General features: G+C 40.7%; 17 protein-coding genes and 1 pseudogene. 9 read left to right on the forward strand and 9 right to left on the reverse strand.

Annotated elements, in window-relative coordinates; all coding sequences use genetic code 11:
• The first annotated feature begins 342 nt into the window (after positions 1-342).
• From RB160_RS12475 to RB160_RS12500, 6 genes and pseudogenes are all read left to right on the forward strand, one after another.
• Positions 343-882: a sigma-70 family RNA polymerase sigma factor gene (locus RB160_RS12475; protein ID WP_316570702.1), complete on the forward strand. Its 540-nt coding sequence runs from the start codon at positions 343-345 to the stop codon at positions 880-882.
• Positions 875-2,287 carry a DUF4179 domain-containing protein gene (locus tag RB160_RS12480; protein WP_316570703.1) on the forward strand — a complete coding sequence of 471 codons (1,413 nt, stop codon included), beginning with the start codon at positions 875-877 and terminating at the stop codon, positions 2,285-2,287. The genes RB160_RS12475 and RB160_RS12480 overlap by 8 nt, the downstream gene beginning before the upstream one ends.
• Positions 2,288-2,674: 387 nt before the next feature.
• Positions 2,675-3,307 (forward strand): annotated as a pseudogene (locus RB160_RS12485) (ABC transporter ATP-binding protein); the annotation flags it as partial.
• Positions 3,304-4,053: an ABC transporter permease gene (locus tag RB160_RS12490; protein ID WP_316570705.1), complete on the forward strand. Its 750-nt coding sequence runs from the start codon at positions 3,304-3,306 to the stop codon at positions 4,051-4,053. The pseudogene RB160_RS12485 and the gene RB160_RS12490, both read left to right, overlap by 4 nt.
• 105 nt (positions 4,054-4,158) lie before the next feature.
• The gene (locus RB160_RS12495) at positions 4,159-6,438 is read left to right on the forward strand and encodes an ATP-binding cassette domain-containing protein (RefSeq protein ID WP_316570706.1); all 2,280 of its coding nucleotides are present in this window, start codon (positions 4,159-4,161) and stop codon (positions 6,436-6,438) included.
• Between the two features lie 291 nt (positions 6,439-6,729).
• The gene (locus RB160_RS12500; protein WP_316570881.1) at positions 6,730-7,695 is read left to right on the forward strand and encodes a tRNA dihydrouridine synthase; all 966 of its coding nucleotides are present in this window, start codon (positions 6,730-6,732) and stop codon (positions 7,693-7,695) included.
• A gap of 113 nt (positions 7,696-7,808) precedes the next feature.
• Here the strand turns inward: RB160_RS12500 and RB160_RS12505 are convergent, their stop codons facing one another.
• Entirely contained in the window at positions 7,809-8,789 is a 981-nt protein-coding gene (locus tag RB160_RS12505; protein ID WP_316570707.1) for an ornithine cyclodeaminase family protein, read from the reverse strand.
• A gap of 70 nt (positions 8,790-8,859) precedes the next feature.
• Complete coding sequence (locus tag RB160_RS12510) at positions 8,860-10,146, reverse strand: MFS transporter (RefSeq protein WP_316570708.1); 1,287 nt, start codon at positions 10,144-10,146, stop codon at positions 8,860-8,862.
• 448 nt (positions 10,147-10,594) lie between these two features.
• On the opposite strand from RB160_RS12510, the gene RB160_RS12515 reads away from it, so the two are divergent.
• The 3 genes from RB160_RS12515 to RB160_RS12525 all read left to right on the forward strand — a co-directional run bounded on the left by RB160_RS12515 (position 10,595) and on the right by RB160_RS12525 (position 15,029).
• On the forward strand, positions 10,595-12,064 hold the full coding sequence (locus tag RB160_RS12515) for an amidohydrolase family protein (RefSeq protein WP_316570709.1): 1,470 nt from the start codon (positions 10,595-10,597) through the stop codon (positions 12,062-12,064).
• A 15-nt stretch (positions 12,065-12,079) separates the two neighbouring features.
• Complete coding sequence (locus RB160_RS12520; protein WP_316570711.1) at positions 12,080-13,303, forward strand: amidohydrolase; 1,224 nt, start codon at positions 12,080-12,082, stop codon at positions 13,301-13,303.
• Between the two features lie 163 nt (positions 13,304-13,466).
• On the forward strand, positions 13,467-15,029 hold the full coding sequence (locus RB160_RS12525) for a glutathione ABC transporter substrate-binding protein (protein WP_316570712.1): 1,563 nt from the start codon (positions 13,467-13,469) through the stop codon (positions 15,027-15,029).
• Positions 15,030-15,080: 51 nt separating this feature from the next.
• Here the strand turns inward: RB160_RS12525 and RB160_RS12530 are convergent, their stop codons facing one another.
• The 7 genes from RB160_RS12530 to RB160_RS12560 all read right to left on the reverse strand — a co-directional run bounded on the left by RB160_RS12530 (position 15,081) and on the right by RB160_RS12560 (position 21,764).
• Positions 15,081-16,394, reverse strand: a complete 1,314-nt coding sequence (locus RB160_RS12530) for a sodium:solute symporter family transporter (RefSeq protein ID WP_316570713.1) — start codon at positions 16,392-16,394, stop codon at positions 15,081-15,083.
• Positions 16,391-17,083, reverse strand: a complete 693-nt coding sequence (locus tag RB160_RS12535) for a response regulator transcription factor (protein ID WP_316570714.1) — start codon at positions 17,081-17,083, stop codon at positions 16,391-16,393. Before RB160_RS12535 ends, RB160_RS12530 begins: the two co-directional genes overlap by 4 nt.
• A 12-nt stretch (positions 17,084-17,095) precedes the next feature.
• Positions 17,096-17,845, reverse strand: coding sequence for a sensor histidine kinase (locus RB160_RS12540; RefSeq protein WP_316570715.1), 750 nt, complete (start codon positions 17,843-17,845; stop codon positions 17,096-17,098).
• Between the two features lie 99 nt (positions 17,846-17,944).
• Positions 17,945-18,937, reverse strand: a complete 993-nt coding sequence (locus tag RB160_RS12545) for an ABC transporter ATP-binding protein (RefSeq protein ID WP_316570716.1) — start codon at positions 18,935-18,937, stop codon at positions 17,945-17,947.
• A complete protein-coding gene (locus tag RB160_RS12550) occupies positions 18,937-19,956 on the reverse strand; it encodes an ABC transporter ATP-binding protein (protein ID WP_316570717.1) in 1,020 nt (339 codons plus the stop codon). The genes RB160_RS12545 and RB160_RS12550 overlap by 1 nt, the downstream gene beginning before the upstream one ends.
• A 16-nt stretch (positions 19,957-19,972) precedes the next feature.
• Positions 19,973-20,893, reverse strand: coding sequence for a nickel ABC transporter permease (gene nikB / locus RB160_RS12555; RefSeq protein ID WP_316570718.1), 921 nt, complete (start codon positions 20,891-20,893; stop codon positions 19,973-19,975).
• A 16-nt stretch (positions 20,894-20,909) separates the two neighbouring features.
• Positions 20,910-21,764 carry an ABC transporter permease gene (locus tag RB160_RS12560; RefSeq protein WP_316570882.1) on the reverse strand — a complete coding sequence of 285 codons (855 nt, stop codon included), beginning with the start codon at positions 21,762-21,764 and terminating at the stop codon, positions 20,910-20,912.
• Positions 21,765-21,848 lie beyond the last annotated feature (84 nt).

Genomic DNA, 21,848 nt, shown 5'->3' on the forward strand with positions numbered 1-21,848 from the left:
CGTAATTTATCCTACAACTGTTATCAAATGTTCGGTCGGATCAGTGGACAGTTGTCCGATGCCAAATAGAAGTTAGTTGATCTACTTAAGGGACAAGAAACTAACTCCGACAGATATCGCATAGCTCACCTCGTTTGAAAAGTTGGATTGTGAATTGTTGCTCATGTTAGTTATACGTATCATGCAAAATTAGTTTTAAAATAAACAGAGGCCATAATGGTTTCTGTTTCTTTTTTTGGCCGCAGGAGTTTAACTGCATGTTATGCTTTTTAAAAATAATAATAAATTTTTGAAACTTTTCATGAGCATAGATTCCACTAATTAGTAAAGGGGGTCAAAAAGTTGGAGAATGAACACCACCGGCTTGTTAAAAAGGCAATCAAAGGCAATAAGAGAGCCTTTGAAAAGTTGCTTCAACAGCATTATGAGCAAATTTACCGAACTGCCTATCTTTATGTACATAACGAAGAAGATGCGCTGGACGTTGTACAGGAGGCAGCCTATCAAGCGTTAACTTCTATCCATTCGTTAAAGAATCCGGAGTATTTCATGACCTGGCTCACCAGGATTGTTATACGCTGCTCGGGGCAGTTGCTAAAAAGAAAAAGCAATGTTGTACCGCTAAGCGACGAAATAGTAACAAATCTGCCGGACCAGGGAAATCCAAACATCGACGAATCACTGCAGCTGCTTACTGCAATTCAGCAGCTGAAAGAGAATTACCGTACTGTGATTATCTTATTTTATTATTACGATTACTCAATAAAGATGATTAGCAGTTTCATGGAAATTCCCGAGGGTTCCGTAAAAACTTACTTAAGTAGAGCCAAAGTGGAGTTGAAAAAGTCATATAAAAATGAGGAGGGCAAATGCCATGGATAGCAGGGAATTCAAAACAACAATAGAGCAAATACCTGTACCGAAAGAAAAAGTATTTAGCGCCATTTCAAAAGGGATAAACAAGGAAGAGAACAAGGGAAAGGCAAAGAAAAAGAAGGTTCTTGTAGGTGCGGCGACTGCTGCTGCTCTTCTTGGAATCACCGTTTCCTCGGGATTTGTTAACCCCACAATGAATAAAGTTTTAGCGAATACCCCTTTAATAGGCGGTATTTTTCAAGAATTCAATGATTCGACAGGTGTGCAATTGGCTCACCAAGATGCAGTTACAGAATTAAACCAATCACTCACAGAAAATGGGGTGACTGTAAAACTGACAAGCGCCTACTTTGATGGCAGTGTCGTATCCGTTACCGGATTTGTCGATGAAGATGTTGAAAAGGGTGGTAACGAAAACGGGGAAGTAAGCTTTGATCTGAACTTCGAACACTATAAAGGGGATTCAGACCCTTGGCTGCGAGGAAAATCAAATAACATTAAAAAAGTCGAAAATGGCTATAATTTTCAATGGAAAATGGACTATCCATATAAAACATTTAAGGAGAATTCTACTCTTCCTATAACCATTCATAATATCAACGGTATTAAAGGCGAATGGAAATTTGATATTCCAATCCAACAAGAAAAAAATCTTACGTTTGTTATTAATCAGGAACAAGGATACCCGAAAGATGGGGTCAAAATCCATATAAAAGAGATTCTTACCGCAAAAGCGTCATCCTCGCTAACTTACGAAACGGTGCAGAAATACAAAGGTGATTATATATATTTAAAAGCAGTTGATAATAAAGGAAAAGTATATACGTTGGGAAATGAAACGACGCTTGAAGAATCGAAACATGAGGATGGATATCATAGTACCCAGAGAAGGGAAATGCCCAAGCTCGATTCAGGTATCACTTCACTTACCTTTTATCCAACGTTATCCGCGGCAGATCCGAAGGTACAACAGCTCTTGGACAGTAAAACATTTACAATGAAAAGTACACGGTTCAATGTAGGTTTGCAAGTAAATAATGTTACTCAAAAAGACGGGAAATTGGTATTAGATTATCAGCTAACAGGGCTTCCGGAGAATATGATTAAAGGCAAACTTGAGACAATTAACCACAATTTGCAGTATTTTATCTGGTTAGTTGATAAGGATTATTTAACCAGGATTGACCCTGAAAATCCATGGCCACCTAAAAACCACGGTATTCCATTTAATAAAGTAAAAATGATAGATAAGGCAACAGCACACTTCCAATCCACTTTTGACTTAAATGGAGAAGAAAGGATTGAGAATTTTAAGCTGGAAAATACCATGATGCTAGTTGATTTTTCAAGCCTTGTCCCAGCTAAAGATTTAAAACCATTTACTGTTGAAATTCCAGTGGAAAATGAATAATCCCACCAGCATCTCATGTGTTACCACATAAGGCATAGCCGCTTCCCATTTTTGAGGGAGCGGTTTTTGCGTTTTCCATTCTGAAAGGCCTATTCCTTTCAAACTATTGAAATCTGTTTCCGTACCGTATAGCTAATAATCGGAGAATACTATTATTTAAGTAAATTTACTAATTTGATTTTAAACGAAAAGTCTTGTACACCTATAGTGAACGATTATTAAAATACATCCACCTTTTTTAGGTGTCCTGCCTCGTAGGGGAAAACTACATTGAAAGAGGAATAGCATATGAATGCATCAACAGAAAAGGCTATCGAACTTGATCATATCCATTATTCAGTCGAGCCGGTTAAGATTATAAAAGATATTACTGGTTCCATTTCAAAAGGGAAAATTACGGCGCTAGTCGGCCCTTCTGGCGCGGGTAAAACAACATTATTCCGCCTGATTAATGGATTGATTTCACCAACCAAGGGGGAAATCCGTATATATGGGAAAAATATTGATGAGTACGAGCCGACTGAACTTAGAAGAAATGTCGGCCTTGCACTTCAAGATGCAACGATGCTCAGCGGCACTATTTATAAAAACCTGGAATTGCCGCGAATACTGAAAAAGGAAACACTTTCGGAGGATGAAGCTGCTGAACTTATCACATCCGTAGGTTTGGAAAAAGATTTATTGAAAAGGGACGTAAAAGATCTTTCCGGCGGCCAGAGGCAAAAGGTATCCATAGCGAGGACCCTCGTCAACCGGCCAAACATTTTATTGCTCGATGAAATCACCTCCTCCCTTGACCGTGTATCAAAGCAAGATATCGAGGAGCTCATCGTTCGAATCAACAAAGAATTTCACGTAACCATTATGTGGATTACTCATAATTTGGAGCAGGCCATCCAAATCGGGGATGAGGCATGGGTGATGATGGACGGGGAGCTTTTGGAATCTGGTGATAGCAGTTTACTTCTCCAGCCGAAAACTGACCTCGTAAAACAGTTTGTCAAGGGGGACATCAAATGAGCTACCTGGCATTATCCTTGAGCCTTGTCTTCGTTCTCATCCCACTCTTATTGTCGAAGGCATTAAAACTTGAACTTGAAAAAGATATATTGATTGCGACTATACGTTCAATTATTCAACTGCTTATTGTCGGATATATTCTGACGTTTGTATTTGAGTCGGACCATATAATCTATACGGTACTCATGGTTGCGCTCATGATTGGAGCCGCAACTCAAAATGCCAGAAAAAAGGGGGCATCCATTCAAGGGATTACTTGGAAGCTCATCCTCACTTTTGTTTTTGTCGAGCTGCTCACGCAAGGTATTCTGCTAGGATTAAATATTACTCCTGCAGAGCCGCAATATATCATTCCGATAAGCGGGATGGTTGTTGGGAACTCGATGGTTCTTGCCATTTTATTCTTAAACCGTTTTACCGCGGAAATTGAGGCAAGACATGATGAAACAGAGTTGATTTTAACTCTTGGAGGTACACCGAAGCAAGCTATTCATATCCCTTTAATTACGTCCATAAAGGCAAGTTTGATTCCCACAATCGAAAGCCAGAAAACAATCGGGCTCGTCCAGCTTCCAGGTATGATGAGCGGCCAAATTATTGCCGGTGCAGACCCCGTCCAAGCGGTACAATTCCAGTTGTTGGTTCTATTTCTATTACTGGTAACTGCCGCTGTTACTAGCATCCTGCTTGGTTTTCTTTCCTATCCGACATTATTCAATAAACGGATGCAAATGCTCCGGTTTTAAAAGGCGATAAAGCATATGTCTTTTTCTCTGTTTTTTTGTAACCAATTTCATTGGTATACTGGACGATTCAGCAAAATGTATTAACTCCACAGAAAGGAGAATTAGATGTCAGGAATAAGAGACGAAATCATTTTAAGAGGGCTTAAAGAAAATAATCTTAAAAATATAGATTTAAACATTCCGAAAGAAAAAATCATCGTCTTTACTGGTCTTTCGGGTTCAGGGAAGAGCTCAGTGGTTTTCGATACATTGGCAACAGAAAGCAGAAGGCAAATGACGTTGAACTATCCTCACTATGTGAGATATCAAATGCCAAGATACGAAAGGCCCCATGCCGACCTTATGCAAAATTTAAGCCCGGTTGTAGTAGTAGAACAAAGGCCTGCAGGCGGCAATTCTCGTTCAACAGTAGGCACCTATATGGATATTGATCCATTAATCAGGCTTTTGTTCTCGAGAATAGGGAATCCGCCCATAGGTTCTGCTACCGAATTCTCGAGCCAAAGTTCCTTTGGCAGATGCCCTGAATGTGGCGGATATGGGGAAGTCATTACGCCCGATATAAATAAGCTTGTCGATTTCGATAAATCCCTTCGCGAGTATGCTGTCAGATTTAAGCCATTATCTCCTTCAGGCTGGCAAGGCCACTGGATGATGACGTGCGGATTATTTGATCCGGATAAACCCTTGAAGGACTACCCGGAAGAAACACTCCGCTTGTTCCTATATGGTCCCCGGGAAGGCGAAAGAGCCTATGCGCCGTTCCACACAAAAAATGGACCCCATAATGCCGAGTGGGATGGGTTATTGCCGAGATTTACGCGTGTCTATATAAATAGGGATATCTCAAAATTAAAACAAATATCCCAGGAAGATGTATTGGCAGTGTCTTCCCATTCACTGTGTCCGACATGCCTTGGTTCAGGGCTGAACCCAAAGGTGCTGGAATGCAAAATAAATGGGCTGAATATCGCCGAATACGATCAGCTGGAACTTCCAGAATTACTGGATGAACTAAAGAAAATAAAAGACCCTATGGGAGAGTCGATAGGTAAACAGGCAATCCCATATGTAAAACAATTAGTCGACATGGGACTGGGATATTTGAGTCTTTCAAGAAAAATGGGTACCCTTTCCGGTGGTGAAGCACAAAGGGTAAAAATCGCCCGTCACTTGGGGAGCAGTCTAAACAATATTACTTACATTTTTGACGAACCAAGTGCAGGACTACATCCGGAAGAAGTAGATATGTTAATCCAGATGCTAAAAAGGATAAAAGACCAGCATAATACCGTAATCGTAATCGAACACAATTTATCCATCATTAAAGTAGCGGATGAAATCATTGAAATGGGACCGGGAGCAGGGACAAACGGAGGAAATGTTGTCTACCAAGGAAAGATAGAAGGACTAAAAAACTCTCCAACCGCAAAAGCGTTAAATCAGAAGCCGAAAATAAACACAAGTCCAAGGGATATAAAAAGTTACTTTGCAATAAGAAGAGCAAATAACAATAACTTAAAAAATGTGAATATCGATATTCCTAAAAATGTCTTGGTTTCTGTATGCGGAGTATCCGGTTCTGGTAAAAGCTCATTGCTATTGGAAGCATTCACGCAAAAATATCCAGAATCGATAACGGTAGGGCAGGGTGGCATCGGAATCTCCAGCCGTTCAACCATGGCTACATATATGGGAATCATGGATGATATTCGCGCAATATTTTCAAAAGCAACAGGACAACCGCCAGGATTATTCAGTTTTAACTCTTTAGGGGCATGCCCTGTCTGCAAAGGAAAAGGAGTTCTAACGCCGGAAGTAGCATTTGCGGATCCAGTGACAATTCCTTGTGAAGCATGTGGAGGTACGAGATACTCAGACGAAGCACTGTCCTATCGATATCAAGATAAAAATATCGTAGAGATTTTAGATCTAACAATAGATGAATCGATTAACTATTTTAAAACGCCAAAAATCCTAAAAAGGGTGAATGTGCTAAAAGAGGTAGGGTTGGGGTATCTAACCTTGGGGCAGACGACAAGTTCCTTAAGCGGAGGAGAGATCCAGCGGCTAAAACTTGCAAGCCATTTACAAAAGGAAGGCCAAATCTACCTGTTAGACGAACCATCCTTAGGGTTGCACACAGAAGATGTTGAAAAACTCCTGGATGTATTTTATAACCTTGTAAATAGAGGTAACTCTGTCATCATAATCGAACACAATCTAGACTTTATAGCGGCTAGTGACTGGATAATAGAAATGGGCCCTGGCGGTGGAAAACAAGGCGGGCAAATTGTATTTGAAGGCACACCTGTAGAGATGCTAAGCGCAGAGACATTGACAGCGAAATGGTTAAAGGATGGAGTTAGAAAAGATCTCACTTAAGATGTGGGGTTATGTTAGAAAGTTAAAATGGAGCCGGTGTCAGTGATACACTTAATACAGGTTGAAGGTGTGGCGAAAAGTAAGCAGAAACCAAAATGGTTTCTGTTTTTTTTTGCGTGACCAGGAAAGACTTATGAGGGAAAAACTCCTTTTCTCTACTCTACACATCGACAGTTTGATAAAAAGTGGCTAAGCGTGGTATAAGTGTAAAAGAGGCAGGACATCTTGCTCTATGATTTTGGGATAATGGATTGACTTCGTATCCCATACTGAAAGGAAATGAATTTGAACATGAAAGAAAATTTTTGGCGTGATTTACCACGGCCTTTTTTTATACTGGCACCAATGGAAGAAGTGACGGATGTTGTTTTCCGGCATGTAGTGAGTGAAGCAGCAAGGCCTGATGTGTTTTTCACAGAGTTTACAAACAGTGAGAGTTATTGCCACCCAGAGGGGATTCGCAGTGTGCGTGGGCGTTTGACTTTTACAGAGGATGAACAGCCAATTGTTGCTCATATTTGGGGAGACAAGCCTGAAAACTTTCGGCAAATGAGTATTGGTATGGCGGAACTGGGCTTTCGGGGTATAGATATCAATATGGGCTGTCCCGTCCCAAATGTGACACAGCACGGCAAGGGAAGCGGCCTAATCCGTCGCCCGGAAGTTGCAGCTGAATTAATACAAGCGGCAAAAGCAGGAGGATTACCCGTAAGTGTAAAGACAAGGCTTGGTTTTACGGATATAGATGAATGGAGAGCGTGGCTGACACACATATTCGAACAAGACATCGCTAATCTTTCCATTCATCTGCGTACAAGGGAGGAAATGAGCAAAGTACCTGCTCATTGGGAGCTGATCCCGGAGATTAAGAAACTTCGTGACAAGACGGCACCCGATACACTCTTGACGATCAATGGGGATATTCCTGACCGTCAAACCGGTCTTAAGCTTGCTCAACAATATGGTGTGGATGGTGTTATGATTGGGCGTGGTATTTTCCATAATCCATTTGCCTTTGAAAAGGAGCCAAAAGAACATAGCAGTGAGGAATTGCTTGATCTCTTAAGGCTGCATATGGATCTTCATGATAAGTATTCACATTTAGAGCTGCGACCGTTCACGGCTCTTCATCGCTTTTTTAAGATATATGTTAAAGGATTCCGCGGGGCAAGTGAATTAAGAAATCAATTAATGAGCACAAAGTCAACAGATGAAGTGCGCGCAATGCTCCATGAATTTTTATCAAAAGAATCTTGATGGTATGAGGTAACGAAAGAAGTCCAATTCTGGCCTCCAGGCAATTTGTCCATGTGGCGGCAAATTGCCTAGAGGCCTTTCTTTTTCATTCGGTTTACTTTCCGTGAACTGTTTTAAAGGTCAACTTCCGTTCCAATCCCGAGTTCTACTGCTTTTTTATAGACAGCAGCAGCTACTGCCAAGTCGAAGTAGGCTATCCCCACCGATTTAAAGAAGGTTATTTCCCCATCGTTCTCCCGGCCTAGGAGTTTGCCTGTAACCAGCTCGCCCAATTCACCGTGAAGCTTTGAAAAACTCCAACTTCCTTTTTTGGCCGGTATGATAAAATCACCTGCTTCTTCTTCCACTCCCTCAAGGGTATCGGCAACAATCTTTGATGCTCTTTTAATTGTTGTTTCATCAACCTCCTGCATATGGGGAAGATAGGAGCCTACTCCATTTATGTGTGTGCCGGGCTTTACTAATTCTCCTGAAAATACCGGGGTTTCAGAGCGGGTGCTGCAAATGATAATGTCCGCAACGTTGACCCCTTCATTCACATCATCAACGATTGTGATTGATCCACTAAATCCATCTTTAAATTTTTCCTTAAATGCTTCCGCCTTGGCTCTTGTTCGATTGAACAATACGATTTTTTTGATCTGGCGGACTTCCAGCACCCCGGAAAGCTGCTCCTCCGCCATTGCTCCACACCCAATTACCAGGACAGTGGATGCATCTTCCTTTGCCAAATATTTTGTGGCGATTGCACTTGCGGCGCCAGTCCTAAGCCTTGTCAAATAGGAAGCATTCAAAAGTGCCAGGTGCGAGCCGTTTTCCGTATCGGTAAGCAGAATAACTCCTTGGGTTGTCTTCATTCCCCTCGACGGATTTTCAGGAAAAATGGTTACCACCTTTACAGCCGCGGTTGCCGCTGTTTCAATGGCAGAAGGCATGTACAAAGCCGACGCCTTTTTATCAGGGAAATCGAGGACTGTCCTTGAAGGGTTCAGGATCTTTCCTTCGACATAAGCATGAAGGGCATCTTCCATATCCTTAATGGCTAGCTTCATAGGATACAGGCTTCGTATTTGGTTCTCATTCAGGATAAGCATGGGATAACTTCCTTTCTCTTGGTGATGTAAAAAGAACCGCATAAAACCGCGGTCCTCTTTTGCATTGTGATTAAGCTACTTCCGAATCAAGATGCTGATTCTTACGCTCACGGACTGCTGAAACTGCTATCAGTGAAATAACGGATGTAAGGATGATATAAAGAGCTACCGGGACATAGGAATTGTCATACGCTCTCAAAAGGGCAGTCGCAACGAGAGGAGCTGTTCCGCCTGCTAGCGCGGCGCCTATCTGGTAACCAAGTGATACACCTGTGTAACGGACATTGGATTTAAAGATTTCAGAGAACATTGTTCCGAGCACGGCAGTAATCGGCGCCCAGATAATTCCCAGACCCAGCACTGTCGCAGAAATGAGCAGGAATACAGATTCTTGGTGAATCAGCCAAAAATACGGGAATGCGTATAGCATCATTAGAATTGTGCCGCCTACATAAAGCTTCTTGCGCCCAATTTTATCAGATAAATTGCCCATGATTGGGATTAAGATGGTGGTAACGATCGTAGCGATGGTTACCGCATTCAAAGTGGCAGTCCGTGAAAAATCGAGCTGTGTTGTCGCATAGGATACGATAAATGTAGAAAAAATATAGAATGGCGCTGTCTCGACAACTTTTGCCCCGACTGCAATAAGTACTTCCTTCCAATGTGTGCGGATTGTTTCTAAAAATGGGATTTTTGCAATCTCGCCTTTTTCCTGGGCCTGCTTAAAGGATGGCGTTTCGTCAATTCCCTTCCGAATCCACAGCCCAAAAAAGACAAGAAGCGCACTCAATATGAAAGGCACCCGCCAGCCCCATGACAAAAATGCTCCTTCAGGCAAAAGCGTCATCACGGATAATGCGAGCGTGCCGAGCAGCATCCCGATTGTTACACCCATCTGCGGGACGCTTCCAAATAATCCACGCTTTTCCTTTGGCGCATATTCCACTGCCAGGAGAAGCGCACCACCCCACTCGCCCCCAAGGCCGATACCCTGAACTAAACGAAGAGTAACTAACAATATTGGCGCTGCAATTCCGATTGCTTCATATGTAGGAAGCAATCCCATTAAAACTGTCGCTCCTCCCATAATCGATAACGTTAAGACAAGAGTCTTTTTCCTGCCTATCCGGTCACCGATATGGCTGAAAATGATTCCTCCCAATGGCCGTATAAAGAATGCCAATGCAAATGAAGCATACGCAATCATTAATCCTACCGTTGGGTCTTCGTTTCGAAAGAACAACTGGTTAAATACGAGTGCCGACACAGTACCGTACAGGAAATAGTCAAACCACTCAATTGAACTACCTACAAGACTAGCGATAAGGACTCTTTTGTTCAATTTATTATCCATAGTTTTCCCTCCTTGCACATACTATATCAATATGACAATATAGTATTCAAATGAAATGTCAATAAATTCTGTATCTTTGAAAAACAACCTATTATTGGAAATTTATGAAGAGAACTCTAAAAAGACAGAGTAAACCACGCGTAATTTGTAAATTAATGTTATTTTTAAATAGTTATCCAGCGTAGTGAAATAGATTTTTTACAAAATAAAAGTAATGCCCTGGATGGTTCGATGTGGGTCCGATGCAAAAGCCGAAAGATCAAAGCATTAAAATTCCACCGACTGTTCTTTCGTTGAAACTTATCCAAAAGAGTATATTCGGTTAATTACAAGAGAGAGAAGAAGTAGAAATACTTTAAAAAAGAGTAATATTTCTGAAAATAATAACAACTTTTGTTTTTTATAATTAAGCTACCAATATATAACGAGATTAAAAGGAGAATACATAATGAAAACAAAGATAGCGGGAAGATATGTAATTGGCTTCGATGGTGATGATCATGTCATTCTTGAAAATGCAGAAGTTGTCTATGAAAACGATACGATTATATATGTAGGAAAAAATTTTCCGGGGGAAGTTGATGAAGTCATCGATGCTGGGAACGCCGTTATCAGCCCGGGATTTATTGATTTAAATGCATTGGGTGATATTGACCATGATATTTTACATTTAGAAGCCGGTAGTGATAGACAGAAAAACCTGCTCTGGTCAGAGCAATATGTAAAAAACGGATATCATGAAGTCATGACAGCGGAGGAAGAAGCTTTTAAATCACTCTATGCGTATTCTCAATTGATTCTTCATGGTGTTACTACCGCGATGCCGATTACATCTGTTTTTTATAAAAAGTGGGCAGAAACTTATGATGAACTGGCCGCAGCGGCCAACCATGCCGGCAAATTAGGATTGAGGATTTATTTAGGGCCAAGTTATCAATCCGGGATTAGAGTGGTGGAACCGGATGGCAAGATCAAACTTTATTGGGATGAAGACGCTGGGAGAGCGGGTCTCGATAGAGCCGTAAAATTTGTTGAAGAATTTGATGGTGCTTATGATGGATTAATCAAAGGAATGCTGGCGCCAGAACGAGTTGAATGCCAAACGAAAGAAAGCCTAAAGCAGACGAAATATTATAGTGAACAATTAGGTGTACCCATAAAACTGCATGCAGCCCAAGGAAGCTTTGAATATCAAACGATTTTGAAAGAACATGGGGTAACCCCAATCCGGTATCTGTATAATCTCGGTTTTTTAGGGTCAAAAACCGGAATTCCTCACGCTCACTTCATTGCAGGATATAGTGAAGCTCATATAGGGGATGGAGATGATTTAGCACTTCTTAAAGAAACGAATACAACGGTTATACATTGTCCCTTGATTATTGGAAGACATGGGTCTGCATTGGAGTCATTTGCCAAATATAAAAGGACTGGAATCAATCTGGCACTTGGAACTGATACATTTCCACCCGATATGTTCCAAAACATTCGAACAGGCAGCATGCTATCGCGCTTAATGGAAAAGGATGTTGAAGACTCAACCTATGCAGACTTATTTCGGGCGGCAACGATTGGCGGTGCCGACTTCCTGGGCAGAAAAGACTTGGGGAGAATTGCTCCAGGTGCAAAAGCCGACATCATTGCGATCGATTTAGATGGGTTTCATATGGGAGTGCTGGATGATCCAATCCGGACTATGATTGTCAGCGGCAGTGGAAGGGATGTTAAATTGTCCATTATTAATGGGCGCATTGTTATGAAGGACCGACTAATACCAGGCCTAGATTTAGAGGAAACCAAAATCAGAGGGCAAAAGTATTTTAATAAGATGAGAAACGGTTACTTGGAAAGGGATTATCAGCAACTTCCAGAGGAGGATTTGTTTAAACCTTCTTTTAGGACCGTTCACTCTATATAAAGGGGGAAATTGAATATGAATCAAAGTTATTGGTTAAAGAATGTGCGTTTGGAAACAGGATTTAATAAAGAAAATGATAGAGTGGTTGGCACTATTACAGAGAGTGTAAATCTATTTATATCAGATGGAAGGATAACTGAATTGGTAAACTCTAACGATGCTCCAAGCGGGGATTTTCCCGTTATAGATGCAAAAGGGTTGCTTTTAATTCCGTCTTTTATTGAAAAACATGTACACCTGGACAAGACCTATATGGGTGGGGCATGGAGAGCCTGTATTCCAGCATCAGGTGTGATTGAACGATGCGAAATCGAAAAAAATATCCTGGCATCCATATCAACCAGCACACAGGAGCGTGCGGAAGCTTTGCTGGAAATTTTACTATCACATGGGTCCACACACGTGAGGACCCATGTGGACATCTACCCGGAAGTGGGGTTGCAAAACTTGGAAGGTGTCAAGCGGGCACTCGAAACTTACTCGAATAAAATAAGTTCAGAAATGGTTGCCTTTGCTCAGCATGGATTGCTGCGTCCCGGAACGGTGCAGCTTATTAGAGAAGCTGTACGAAATGGTGCGGGAATAGTAGGTGCGGTTGATCCTGCAACAGTTGATAATAATATCGAAGCGTCATTGGTTCAATTAATGGATTTGGCTGTTGAAGGCAATGCAGATATTGATTTGCACTTACATGATCCCGGACATTTAGGAACTTTCACGATGAAACGGCTGGCCTATTTAACAAAGCAGGCTGGATGGGAAGGAAGAGTAGCTGTTAGCCATGCCTTTGGACTTGGTGACGTTTCAAAGGAAGAAGCGATTGAAATGGCACAAATTTTAAGAGATGCCGGTATCTCGATTGTGACCAGTCTCCCAGGCGGCAGATCGATCCCCCCAGTTGACCTGCTTACGGAATGGGGAGTAAACATCGCTATCGGGAATGATAATATTTATGATTCTTGGTGGCCGACAGGTAACGGCGATGTCCTTGAAAGAGCCGGGCGCCTTCTTGAACGATACAGATGGACGGATGAGGTTTCACTTGGGCAATCTCTTAAATATATCACAGGTGGTATCACTCCACTGGATAGGGAGGGGAACCAGACTTGGCCGAAACCTGGAGACACAGCAAATATGATATTGGTAGATGCTAGCTGCTCCGCGGAAGTCATGGCAAGAAGGTCAGCCCGCAAAGCAGTCTTTTATAAAGGAAACATTGTTTCAGGGGCTATTAATTAAATATAGATATAGAGAGGGTGGATAGTCACCCTCTCTTTTTTTGAAAATTAAAAAAGTAGATTTATTGTAAAACATAGTAAAGATATCGAAAACAAAGATACTGAATATTTCTTATAATTAGAAAAACGTCAATCCATTAAAACACTACAGGAGGATATAAGGAATGAGATTACAATCAGGGATAGGGAAATTATTCGCAATTATGTTTATAATCCTCGTCATTACTGGCTGTTCAACCGGCCAGGGTACTAGTAGTACCGCCACTGGAAAAGGGAAGACAGATAATGGCGGAACTCTAGTAATTGCACGGTTATCAGACGCCGAGAACTTAGATCATCAGTTTATGTCGACCATCAATTCAGCTAGCGTTACCCACGGCAAAATTTATGAAGGATTAGTCGGGAGAGATAAAAATGCCGAGATTAAACCTTTGTTAGCGGAAGAGTGGAACCAGCTTGATGATGTAACATGGGAGTTTAAGTTAAGAAAAGGGGTTACTTTTCACGACGGCACCGAATTTAAAGCAGATGCGGTGAAGGCGACCTTCGACCGTCTATTAGATCCAAATGTCGGATCACCAAGAGCGATTGTATTTAAAATGGTAAAAGAAGTGAAAGTTATTGACGACTATACTGTTCAATTTATCTTAGACGAGCCGTTTTCACCATTACTTTCGATTTTGGCAAGCCATGAAGGCGGAATCATTGGTTCAAAAACGATTGAGAAATTTGGAAAAAATATCATCAATGAACCAAATGGTACAGGTCCGTTTGTTTTTGAATCCTGGGCATCAGGTAAAGAAATTGTTTTTAAAAAGAATGACGACTACTGGGGCAAAAAAGCGAACGTAGATAAGGTTATATTTAAAGTTGTCCCTGAAGAGACAACGAGAATCTCAATGCTCGAAACAGGAGAGGCGCATATCGCCGAACCACTATCTGTTCCAATGATGGACACTGTGGAATCATCCCAAGCAAGCAAAGTTTATCGAAGTGAGGGATATGGAACAGAGTTTATCGGTTTTAATGTACAAAAGGCACCATTTAATGATGTTCGTGTTCGGAAAGCCATTTCCCATGCTGTTGAAATGGATTCGATTATAAAAGGTGTATTCAATAACGTTGGAAAAAAAGCCAATTCAACAATGGGTTCACAAGTTTTCGGATATCACCCGGACCTGAAAGCCTATGAGTATAACCTTAACGAAGCGAAAAAATTACTCGCCGAAGCAGGTTATCCAAATGGCCTTGAAATAAGCTTATTAACAATGGATAGTAAAGAAAGAATCAATATGGCGGAAGTCCTTCAATCGCAATTAAAAGGAATTGGGGTCAATATTAAGATTGAGGTTATGGAATATGGCGCATTTGTCCAAAAATTATATGGCGCAGATACCCAAATGTTTTTATTAAGCTGGAGAAATGCTACTGGAGATGGTGATTATAACCAGTACAATCAATTTCACTCGTCCTCTCACGGGGCATCCGGAAATGCATTTTTCTACAGTAATAAAGAGGTTGACAGCTTAATAGAAGCTGCACGCCGAGAAAAAGATCAGGAAAAACGTAAAGAGCTTTATGCTAAGTCACAGGAATTGCAAATGGAAGATGCGGTTTACATTCCAGTCCGTGTAATTGAAAACCTCGCAGCAATTGGTAAAAACGTTAAAGGCTTCTCAATGAGCCCTTCAGGATATTTGGAAATAAATGAGGTTGAAATTAAATAATCTATGATAAAAGGGATACCCATGCTTGGATATCCCTTTTATCATTTCTATTTACTGACTTGCAATTCTTTTATTTATTAGTGATTGATAAAGCAAGACAATCAAACAAATGATGGCCGAAATGGCAAAGCTCAACAAAATCGCTGTAAAATCATCTAGTACCAATAAAAATAGGGATCCACCGGATGCCCCGATAATAGCTGAAAAAGGGACAATGAACGGCTGTACGTTTTTACTAAGAATGATCGTAAGCATGGGACTTATAATAGCCGCATAAATATTCCCAAAGAAAAACAATAATTTAACCGGAGCAGGAGACTGGATGCTGACAATGATAAGTAATAATAAACAGATTGCACCTGAGAATAGAATGGTATATTTCCATTTTTCCTCATTCGTAGGTTTATGAAAAACGCCCACGATATTTTTTACAAATAGGCTTGTCGTTGCGGTTAGCTCCGCGCTAATAGCTGAGGCGATAGCGCTAAAGCAAAATACGACAAATAAGAGAATTAAGACAGTTGATTGTATTTTGTTTACTAGTTCAGGAAATAAAGAATAAATATCCTCGAAGCCTTTTCCAAATAAAACAATCATTAATAAAGAAGAAAATGCCAGAGGAATGGTAGCCCAAATTAATCCTGTTAAGGCAAAGGTTAAGCGAATCTTGCTTTTTTTGAGAATAAATACTCTCTGCCAAGTGGCCGGGTCTATCAAAATTTGACCAAAAAAAACGAATATGGCAATAAAAATAAACCAAAAAGCATCGGTGTTTTTTATATAAAATAAGTAGGGATGATATAATTTTATCCCGTCATATACAGGGTAAATACCTTCCTGGATAAAAAAGTAGACAGGAATAATCAGAACTGCTGCAAATATGACGGTAACATTTATACCTGCCAGCTGATGCAGTCTCTGCATTCCGCCAATTCCTCCGATAAAAAAACAAAAAGTTAAAAAAACTAACATCCCCAGAAAGACTGGAATTGGAAAAATCATGTGGATCACAATTCCTGCTCCTACTGCCTGTATGAATAAGGAGTAGAGACTTGTAATCAACAGCACAGTCACCATGCACCAATAGCCGTTAGCTGTTAATTTTTGCTGCAATACATCCCCAATTGTTTGCTGATTCGGAAAATCCCCATTAATCTTTTTTGCCAACAGGCCGAATAAAATAAGGCAAAAGGCTCCAACTAAAGAATAGCCTATACCACCAATCAATCCATATTGGATCAATGTTTCGGGCGAAGAAAGAATCGTATTTCCTGTTACCCAACGGGCTAACAAACTAACAACCCCGAAACTCACCCCAAGTTTAATCGTACCGCTAATATAATGATGATAATCAATTTTATTCAATGAAAAGACTCCCTTAGGCGATAATCCCTGGGTGATTGTCCAGTGGCTTTCCGGAAAATTTGGCTAAAATAATGCTGGCTGTTAAATCCGCATTTTTCGGCTATCGTACTGATACTTAAATCGGGGTATTCAATAAGCATTTTTTGCGCTTCCCTTAATCGATGTTCATTTAAATATTCAGAGAAGCCCATCCCGACTTCTTCGTGAAATTTTCTGCTTAAATACGCTGGGTTTATATGAATCTTAGAAGCTAAATAATTCAACGATAATTTTTCACTATACTCCTGGTGGATAATTTTTAATGCGTTTACTATTTGTTCTGAATAGCGTCCCAATCTCTCGTATTTGCCTAACACAGAGAGTAGTTCTTCTTCAATAATTGGCTTTGTAATGTAATCGACAACGCCAAGTCTGATGGATGTTTGGGCATATTGAAAATTTTGAAATGCCGTTACGATAATAATGTCCATGGAGTAGGAACCCATTAACTCCTCCGCCAATTCCAAGCCGGTTTTACCTGGCATTTGGATATCAAGGAAGGCAAGAAAAATGTCATACTGCTTAACGATTTGCATTGCGATCGATGCATCTTGAGCCTTGAAGATTTTCCAATTTGGAAATTTCTTTTGTATTAAGTATTCCAGTTGCTCCAATTCCAATGGTTCATCATCTACAAGCAGGATATTCATCGAATCACCTCCTTAAATTTCCAAATTTAACATAAAAGGAAAAATAGCTAAAACCCTTGTCCCATCGGCTTCGTTAATTAATTGTACAGATGTTTCACTGTTTGGGAATAATAGATCAAGCCTTTTCGTAATGTTCTCTAAACCTAATCCGCTTTTGTAAGAAAACTCTTCATGATTTTCAACAGAGTTGTTCCACACCGTTATATGGATTTCTTGATGCTTTTTCTCGATGGATATTTTTAAAAAAGCTTCCCCAATCACTTTTTCAAAGGCATGTTTAAAAGCATTTTCGACAATCGTTTGTATTAAAAAAGGTATCGTTATCGCTTGTGTTATGTTTGCATCGAATGACAAATCATAATGGAGTCTTTCCCTAAAACGGATTTTTTGTATTTCTAAATAATAATTGACGTAGTTAAGTTCATCTTCGATGGTAATATAGGTATTGTTTGTTTGATACTTAAACTTAAGTAACTTTGAAAGTGTTTCAATCGAACGGATTAATTCTGTTTTTCGCTCCAGCCTTGCAAGACTAAGGATCGAATTTAACGTATTAAAAAGGAAATGGGGCTGAATTTCTTGGTTTAATTGATTATAAAGAGCCTTTTGCAGCTCACGTTCTAAAGCAATTTCCCGTTTTTGCTTTTCTAGCAAATCAATTCGCTTTTCAAAAATAAACAAAAATAGTAAGGTGAATGCCCCGAGCAAAGGTGCCAGAACAGCAATCATGATACTAAGGGAGAAGACTTCCACAGTTAACATATACGAGGATCTCCTTTAAATGCAGAAAAGGGAGGCTCGTTCTGCTCCCTTTTTTAATATAATATTTTATAACACTTTTGTATTTTTTGAAAATAATTTTTATACAAACTTTTCTGCATAGTGGCAGCTAACTAGATGATTTTCACCCATTGCCCTTAATGCCGGTTCTTCGTTTCTACACATTTCCGTTGCAAATGGGCAGCGTGTATGGAAGCGACAGCCGCTTGGCGGGTTGATAGGCGAAGGGACATCTCCTTTTAACATAATCCGCTCTCTTTTGATTTTTGGATTTGGGACAGGAATGGACGAAAGCAATGCCTGCGTATAAGGATGGAGTGGCGAATCCAACAAATCTTTTTTGTCCGCAATTTCAACCACTTTACCTAAGTACATGACCATGATGCGATCCGAAATATGTCTTACTACACTTAAATCATGTGAAATGAAAAGAAAAGTTAAGCCAAACTGCTTTTGGAGCTTTTTTAATAGATTAAGAATTTGCGCCTGGATCGATACATCCAAGGCAGAAACAGCTTCGTCACAAATGATTAATTTCGGATTAACGGCCAGGGCTCTGGCAATGCCGATTCTCTGTCGCTGGCCACCGCTGAATTCATGGGGATAGCGGTCAAGCGCTTCTGGCGGCAGACCTACATAGCCAAGCAATTCAAGCATTCTCTCCATCCTTTTAGGTTTTGCAACTACATTCTGAATTGCCATTGCTTCATTTAAAATTTGTTTTACGGTTTGGCGAGGGTTGAGGGAGGCAAAAGGGTCCTGGAAGATGACCTGCAAATCGCCCCTAAGTTTTCTCATTTCAATTTTATTTAAATCGAGAATGTTTTTTCCGGAATAATAGACTTTTCCGCCAGTTGGCTCATCAAGCCTCAAAATTGCCCTGCCAGTCGTTGATTTGCCACAGCCTGATTCACCTACAATACTTAATGTTTCACCCTCGAATAAATGGAAGGATACATCGTCAACTGCTTTTACATATGCCTTTGGCTTAAAGATGGAGTCTGTTTTCACAGAGAAATATTGTTTTAAATGTTCCACCTGCAATAATACTTTTTTTTCCGTGGCAGTCTGCATTATTTAACAGCCTCCATTTCTTCTGCTTGGCCTGTCCATTGATCTGTATACATCCAGCAGCGAACTTTAACTCCATCAGGTTGTTCAATCAACTCAGGCTGTTTCTCCAAACAGATAGGTTGTTGGAAAGGGCACCTGGATGCAAAACGGCAGCCCGCTGGCAGGTTATAGGGACTTGGGACACTGCCTTCAATTGTTTGCAATTCTTCCTGATCCTCATGGATTTTAGGTAATGATGCCAGTAGCCCGCGTGTATAGGGATGCCTTGGGTTTTCAAAAATTTTCTCAGTCGGTGCATGTTCAATGATATTGCCGGAGTACATGACTGCAACCGTGTCACATGTTTCAGCAACAACACCTAAATCGTGAGTGATTAATATGACGCCCATTCCTAATTTGTTTTGCAAGTCTTTAATTAACTCCAGTATTTGTGCTTGAATGGTTACATCAAGCGCTGTTGTTGGTTCATCCGCAATTAAGACTTCGGGCGTACAGGCAAGGGCTATCGCAATCATAACGCGCTGGCGCATTCCGCCGCTTAACTGGAAAGGTTCTTGTTTAGCTCTTTTTTCAGGAGATGGGATCCCCACGAGTTTAAGCATTTCGACTGCTTTTTCCCAGGCTGCTTTCTTACCCAATTTTTGATGCAATCTCAATGCCTCTGCTATTTGCTCTCCAACCGGAATAACAGGGTTTAAAGATGTCATCGGTTCTTGGAAAATCATTGAAATTTCGTTTCCGCGGATTTTTCTCATCTCATCTTCAGACAATGTCACTAAATCCTTGCCTTTAAAAAGAACTTGTCCGCCAGCGATTTTCCCGGGAGGAGTGGGAATTAAGCGCAGAATGGAAAGAGAGGTTATACTTTTTCCGCAGCCGGATTCCCCAACAATTCCTAATGTTTCACCTTGATGCAGCGAAAAATCAATACCATCGACCGCTTTACTCACACCGCGTTTTGTAGAAAAATGTGTTTTTAAACCTTTTACTTCTAAAATAAGTTTGTTTTCCGCACTCATTAGCACTCACCACCTATTAATTTAATTCAATCCGTTTATTAAAAATACGATAAAGAACATCAACAGCTAAATTCACAACCACGAAAACGAGCGAGGCAACTAAAACGCCGCCTTGGACCATAGGAAGGTCACGCATCCGGATTGAGTCAACAATCATTCTTCCTAATCCATTGATTGCAAAAATCGATTCAACTAAAACCGTTCCGCCAAGTAAAGCGCCAAACTGCAAGCCGACTACAGTTATTACCGGGATTAATGCATTGCGCAAGGCGTGCTTATATACAATGACGCGTTCACGGAGTCCTTTAGCACGGGCGGTTCGTATGTAATCCTGTCGAATCACTTCAAGCATACTCGATCGTGTCATCCTGGCAACTATGGCCGCGCCGCCGGCTCCTAATGTAAGAGAGGGAAGGATGACATGAAGGAGGCTATCCCATCCTGCTACCGGAAGGATTTGTAACTTTACAGAAAAGAAATACATCATCATCAACCCAAACCAAAAGCTTGGTAATGAAATCCCTAATAAGGCAACAAGCATGACACTTGTGTCGGTAAGGGAATATGGTTTTATGGCAGAAATGATGCCAGCAGCCATCCCTAAGACAATGGTAATGATGATGCTAAAGAAGGCAAGTTCTATTGTGATAGGCAAACGTACCAGTATTTCATCAAGGACTGGTTGGTTATTTTTTAGGGAAACGCCAAAATCTCCACGAAAAACGTTTATCAAGTAATCAAAATATTGTAGAAAAAGCGGCCTGTTTAATCCCAGTTGCTCCCTAAGTTGTTCAATCGTTTCTTTTGAAGCACCTTCTCCAGCGAGCAATACGGCTGGGTCACCTGGTACAAGCTGCATAATAAAAAACACAACGAACGTTACCCCGATTATGACTGGGATGGTTTGCATTAATCTTCGCACTATAAACATGAACATGGTGGTCAACCTCCCTCTATTTTTTCATTCTTGGATCAAATGCATCTCGTAATCCATCGCCAAAAATATTAAAACCTAAAACTAGTACCGAAATGGCCAGCCCTGGGAAAATAGCAATATAGGGTGCAGAGAATAAAAAATCCCTGCCGCTGCTTAACATCGTCCCCCATTCCGGAGACGGCGGCTGGGCTCCAAGTCCAAGGAAGGAGAGGCCTGCCGCTGAGAGTATGACGGTTGCAAGCCTAAGTGTACCTTGCACAATGATTGGTGAAAGAATATTAGGTAAGATATGTTTGAAAATAATCGTAAAATCATTTGCCCCAAGTGAGCGGATGGCATCAATGTATTCAAGCCGTTTAACTTCCAAAGTAGAGCCGCGGACAATTCGTGCAAATAACGGAATGGAGTATGCACCCACAGCAATCGTTACATTGATTAATCCTGGCCCAAGGGCGCTGATAATGGCCAATGCAAGCAATATTCCAGGGAATGCTAATAAAATATCCATAATCCGCATAATGGTCGAATCAATCCATTTTCCGTAGTAACCTGAAATCAACCCAAAAATAATTCCGAAAAATGCTCCAAAGATTACCGCTGTTATTCCGATACCCATTGAAAGCCTCGACCCATAGAGAATCCTACTTAAAATATCTCTTCCTTTATCGTCGGTTCCCATCCAGTGATCAGCTGATGGAGGCATTAATTTATTTTCCAATTTAATTTCATACGGATCATAAGGAGCAAGTATTGGTGCGAATAGGGCAACAACTATATAAAAAAGAATGATGATAGCCCCGACCATTGCAGCCTTATTTTGAATTAAAATAGATATGGAATCTTTCAATTTAGATTCTTTTGGATGATTCATTGTTTGTGCAACTACTACTGGTTGATCAGTTTTGGATTCCAGTTCCATATAAAACCCTCCTTGTGTTTTTTTTTTGAAAAAATA

This window comes from Neobacillus sp. YIM B06451 (assembly GCF_032667185.1).
Taxonomy (GTDB): domain Bacteria; phylum Bacillota; class Bacilli; order Bacillales; family Cytobacillaceae; genus Bacillus_D.

What these genes read in the sequence shown, in the direction of transcription:
- RB160_RS12480 (WP_316570703.1), top strand. Translation starts at nt 875, where the DNA reads ATGGATAGCAGGGAATTCAAAACAACAATAGAGCAAATACCTGTACCG.
- RB160_RS12490 (WP_316570705.1), top strand. Translation starts at nt 3,304, where the DNA reads ATGAGCTACCTGGCATTATCCTTGAGCCTTGTCTTCGTTCTCATCCCA.
- RB160_RS12495 (WP_316570706.1), top strand. Translation starts at nt 4,159, where the DNA reads ATGTCAGGAATAAGAGACGAAATCATTTTAAGAGGGCTTAAAGAAAAT.
- RB160_RS12500 (WP_316570881.1), top strand. Translation starts at nt 6,730, where the DNA reads ATGAAAGAAAATTTTTGGCGTGATTTACCACGGCCTTTTTTTATACTG.
- RB160_RS12505 (WP_316570707.1), bottom strand. Translation starts at nt 8,789, where the DNA reads ATGCTTATCCTGAATGAGAACCAAATACGAAGCCTGTATCCTATGAAG.
- RB160_RS12510 (WP_316570708.1), bottom strand. Translation starts at nt 10,146, where the DNA reads ATGGATAATAAATTGAACAAAAGAGTCCTTATCGCTAGTCTTGTAGGT.
- RB160_RS12515 (WP_316570709.1), top strand. Translation starts at nt 10,595, where the DNA reads ATGAAAACAAAGATAGCGGGAAGATATGTAATTGGCTTCGATGGTGAT.
- RB160_RS12520 (WP_316570711.1), top strand. Translation starts at nt 12,080, where the DNA reads ATGAATCAAAGTTATTGGTTAAAGAATGTGCGTTTGGAAACAGGATTT.
- RB160_RS12525 (WP_316570712.1), top strand. Translation starts at nt 13,467, where the DNA reads ATGAGATTACAATCAGGGATAGGGAAATTATTCGCAATTATGTTTATA.
- RB160_RS12535 (WP_316570714.1), bottom strand. Translation starts at nt 17,083, where the DNA reads ATGAATATCCTGCTTGTAGATGATGAACCATTGGAATTGGAGCAACTG.
- RB160_RS12540 (WP_316570715.1), bottom strand. Translation starts at nt 17,845, where the DNA reads ATGTTAACTGTGGAAGTCTTCTCCCTTAGTATCATGATTGCTGTTCTG.
- RB160_RS12545 (WP_316570716.1), bottom strand. Translation starts at nt 18,937, where the DNA reads ATGCAGACTGCCACGGAAAAAAAAGTATTATTGCAGGTGGAACATTTA.
- RB160_RS12550 (WP_316570717.1), bottom strand. Translation starts at nt 19,956, where the DNA reads ATGAGTGCGGAAAACAAACTTATTTTAGAAGTAAAAGGTTTAAAAACA.
- nikB (WP_316570718.1), bottom strand. Translation starts at nt 20,893, where the DNA reads ATGTTCATGTTTATAGTGCGAAGATTAATGCAAACCATCCCAGTCATA.
- RB160_RS12560 (WP_316570882.1), bottom strand. Translation starts at nt 21,764, where the DNA reads ATGAATCATCCAAAAGAATCTAAATTGAAAGATTCCATATCTATTTTA.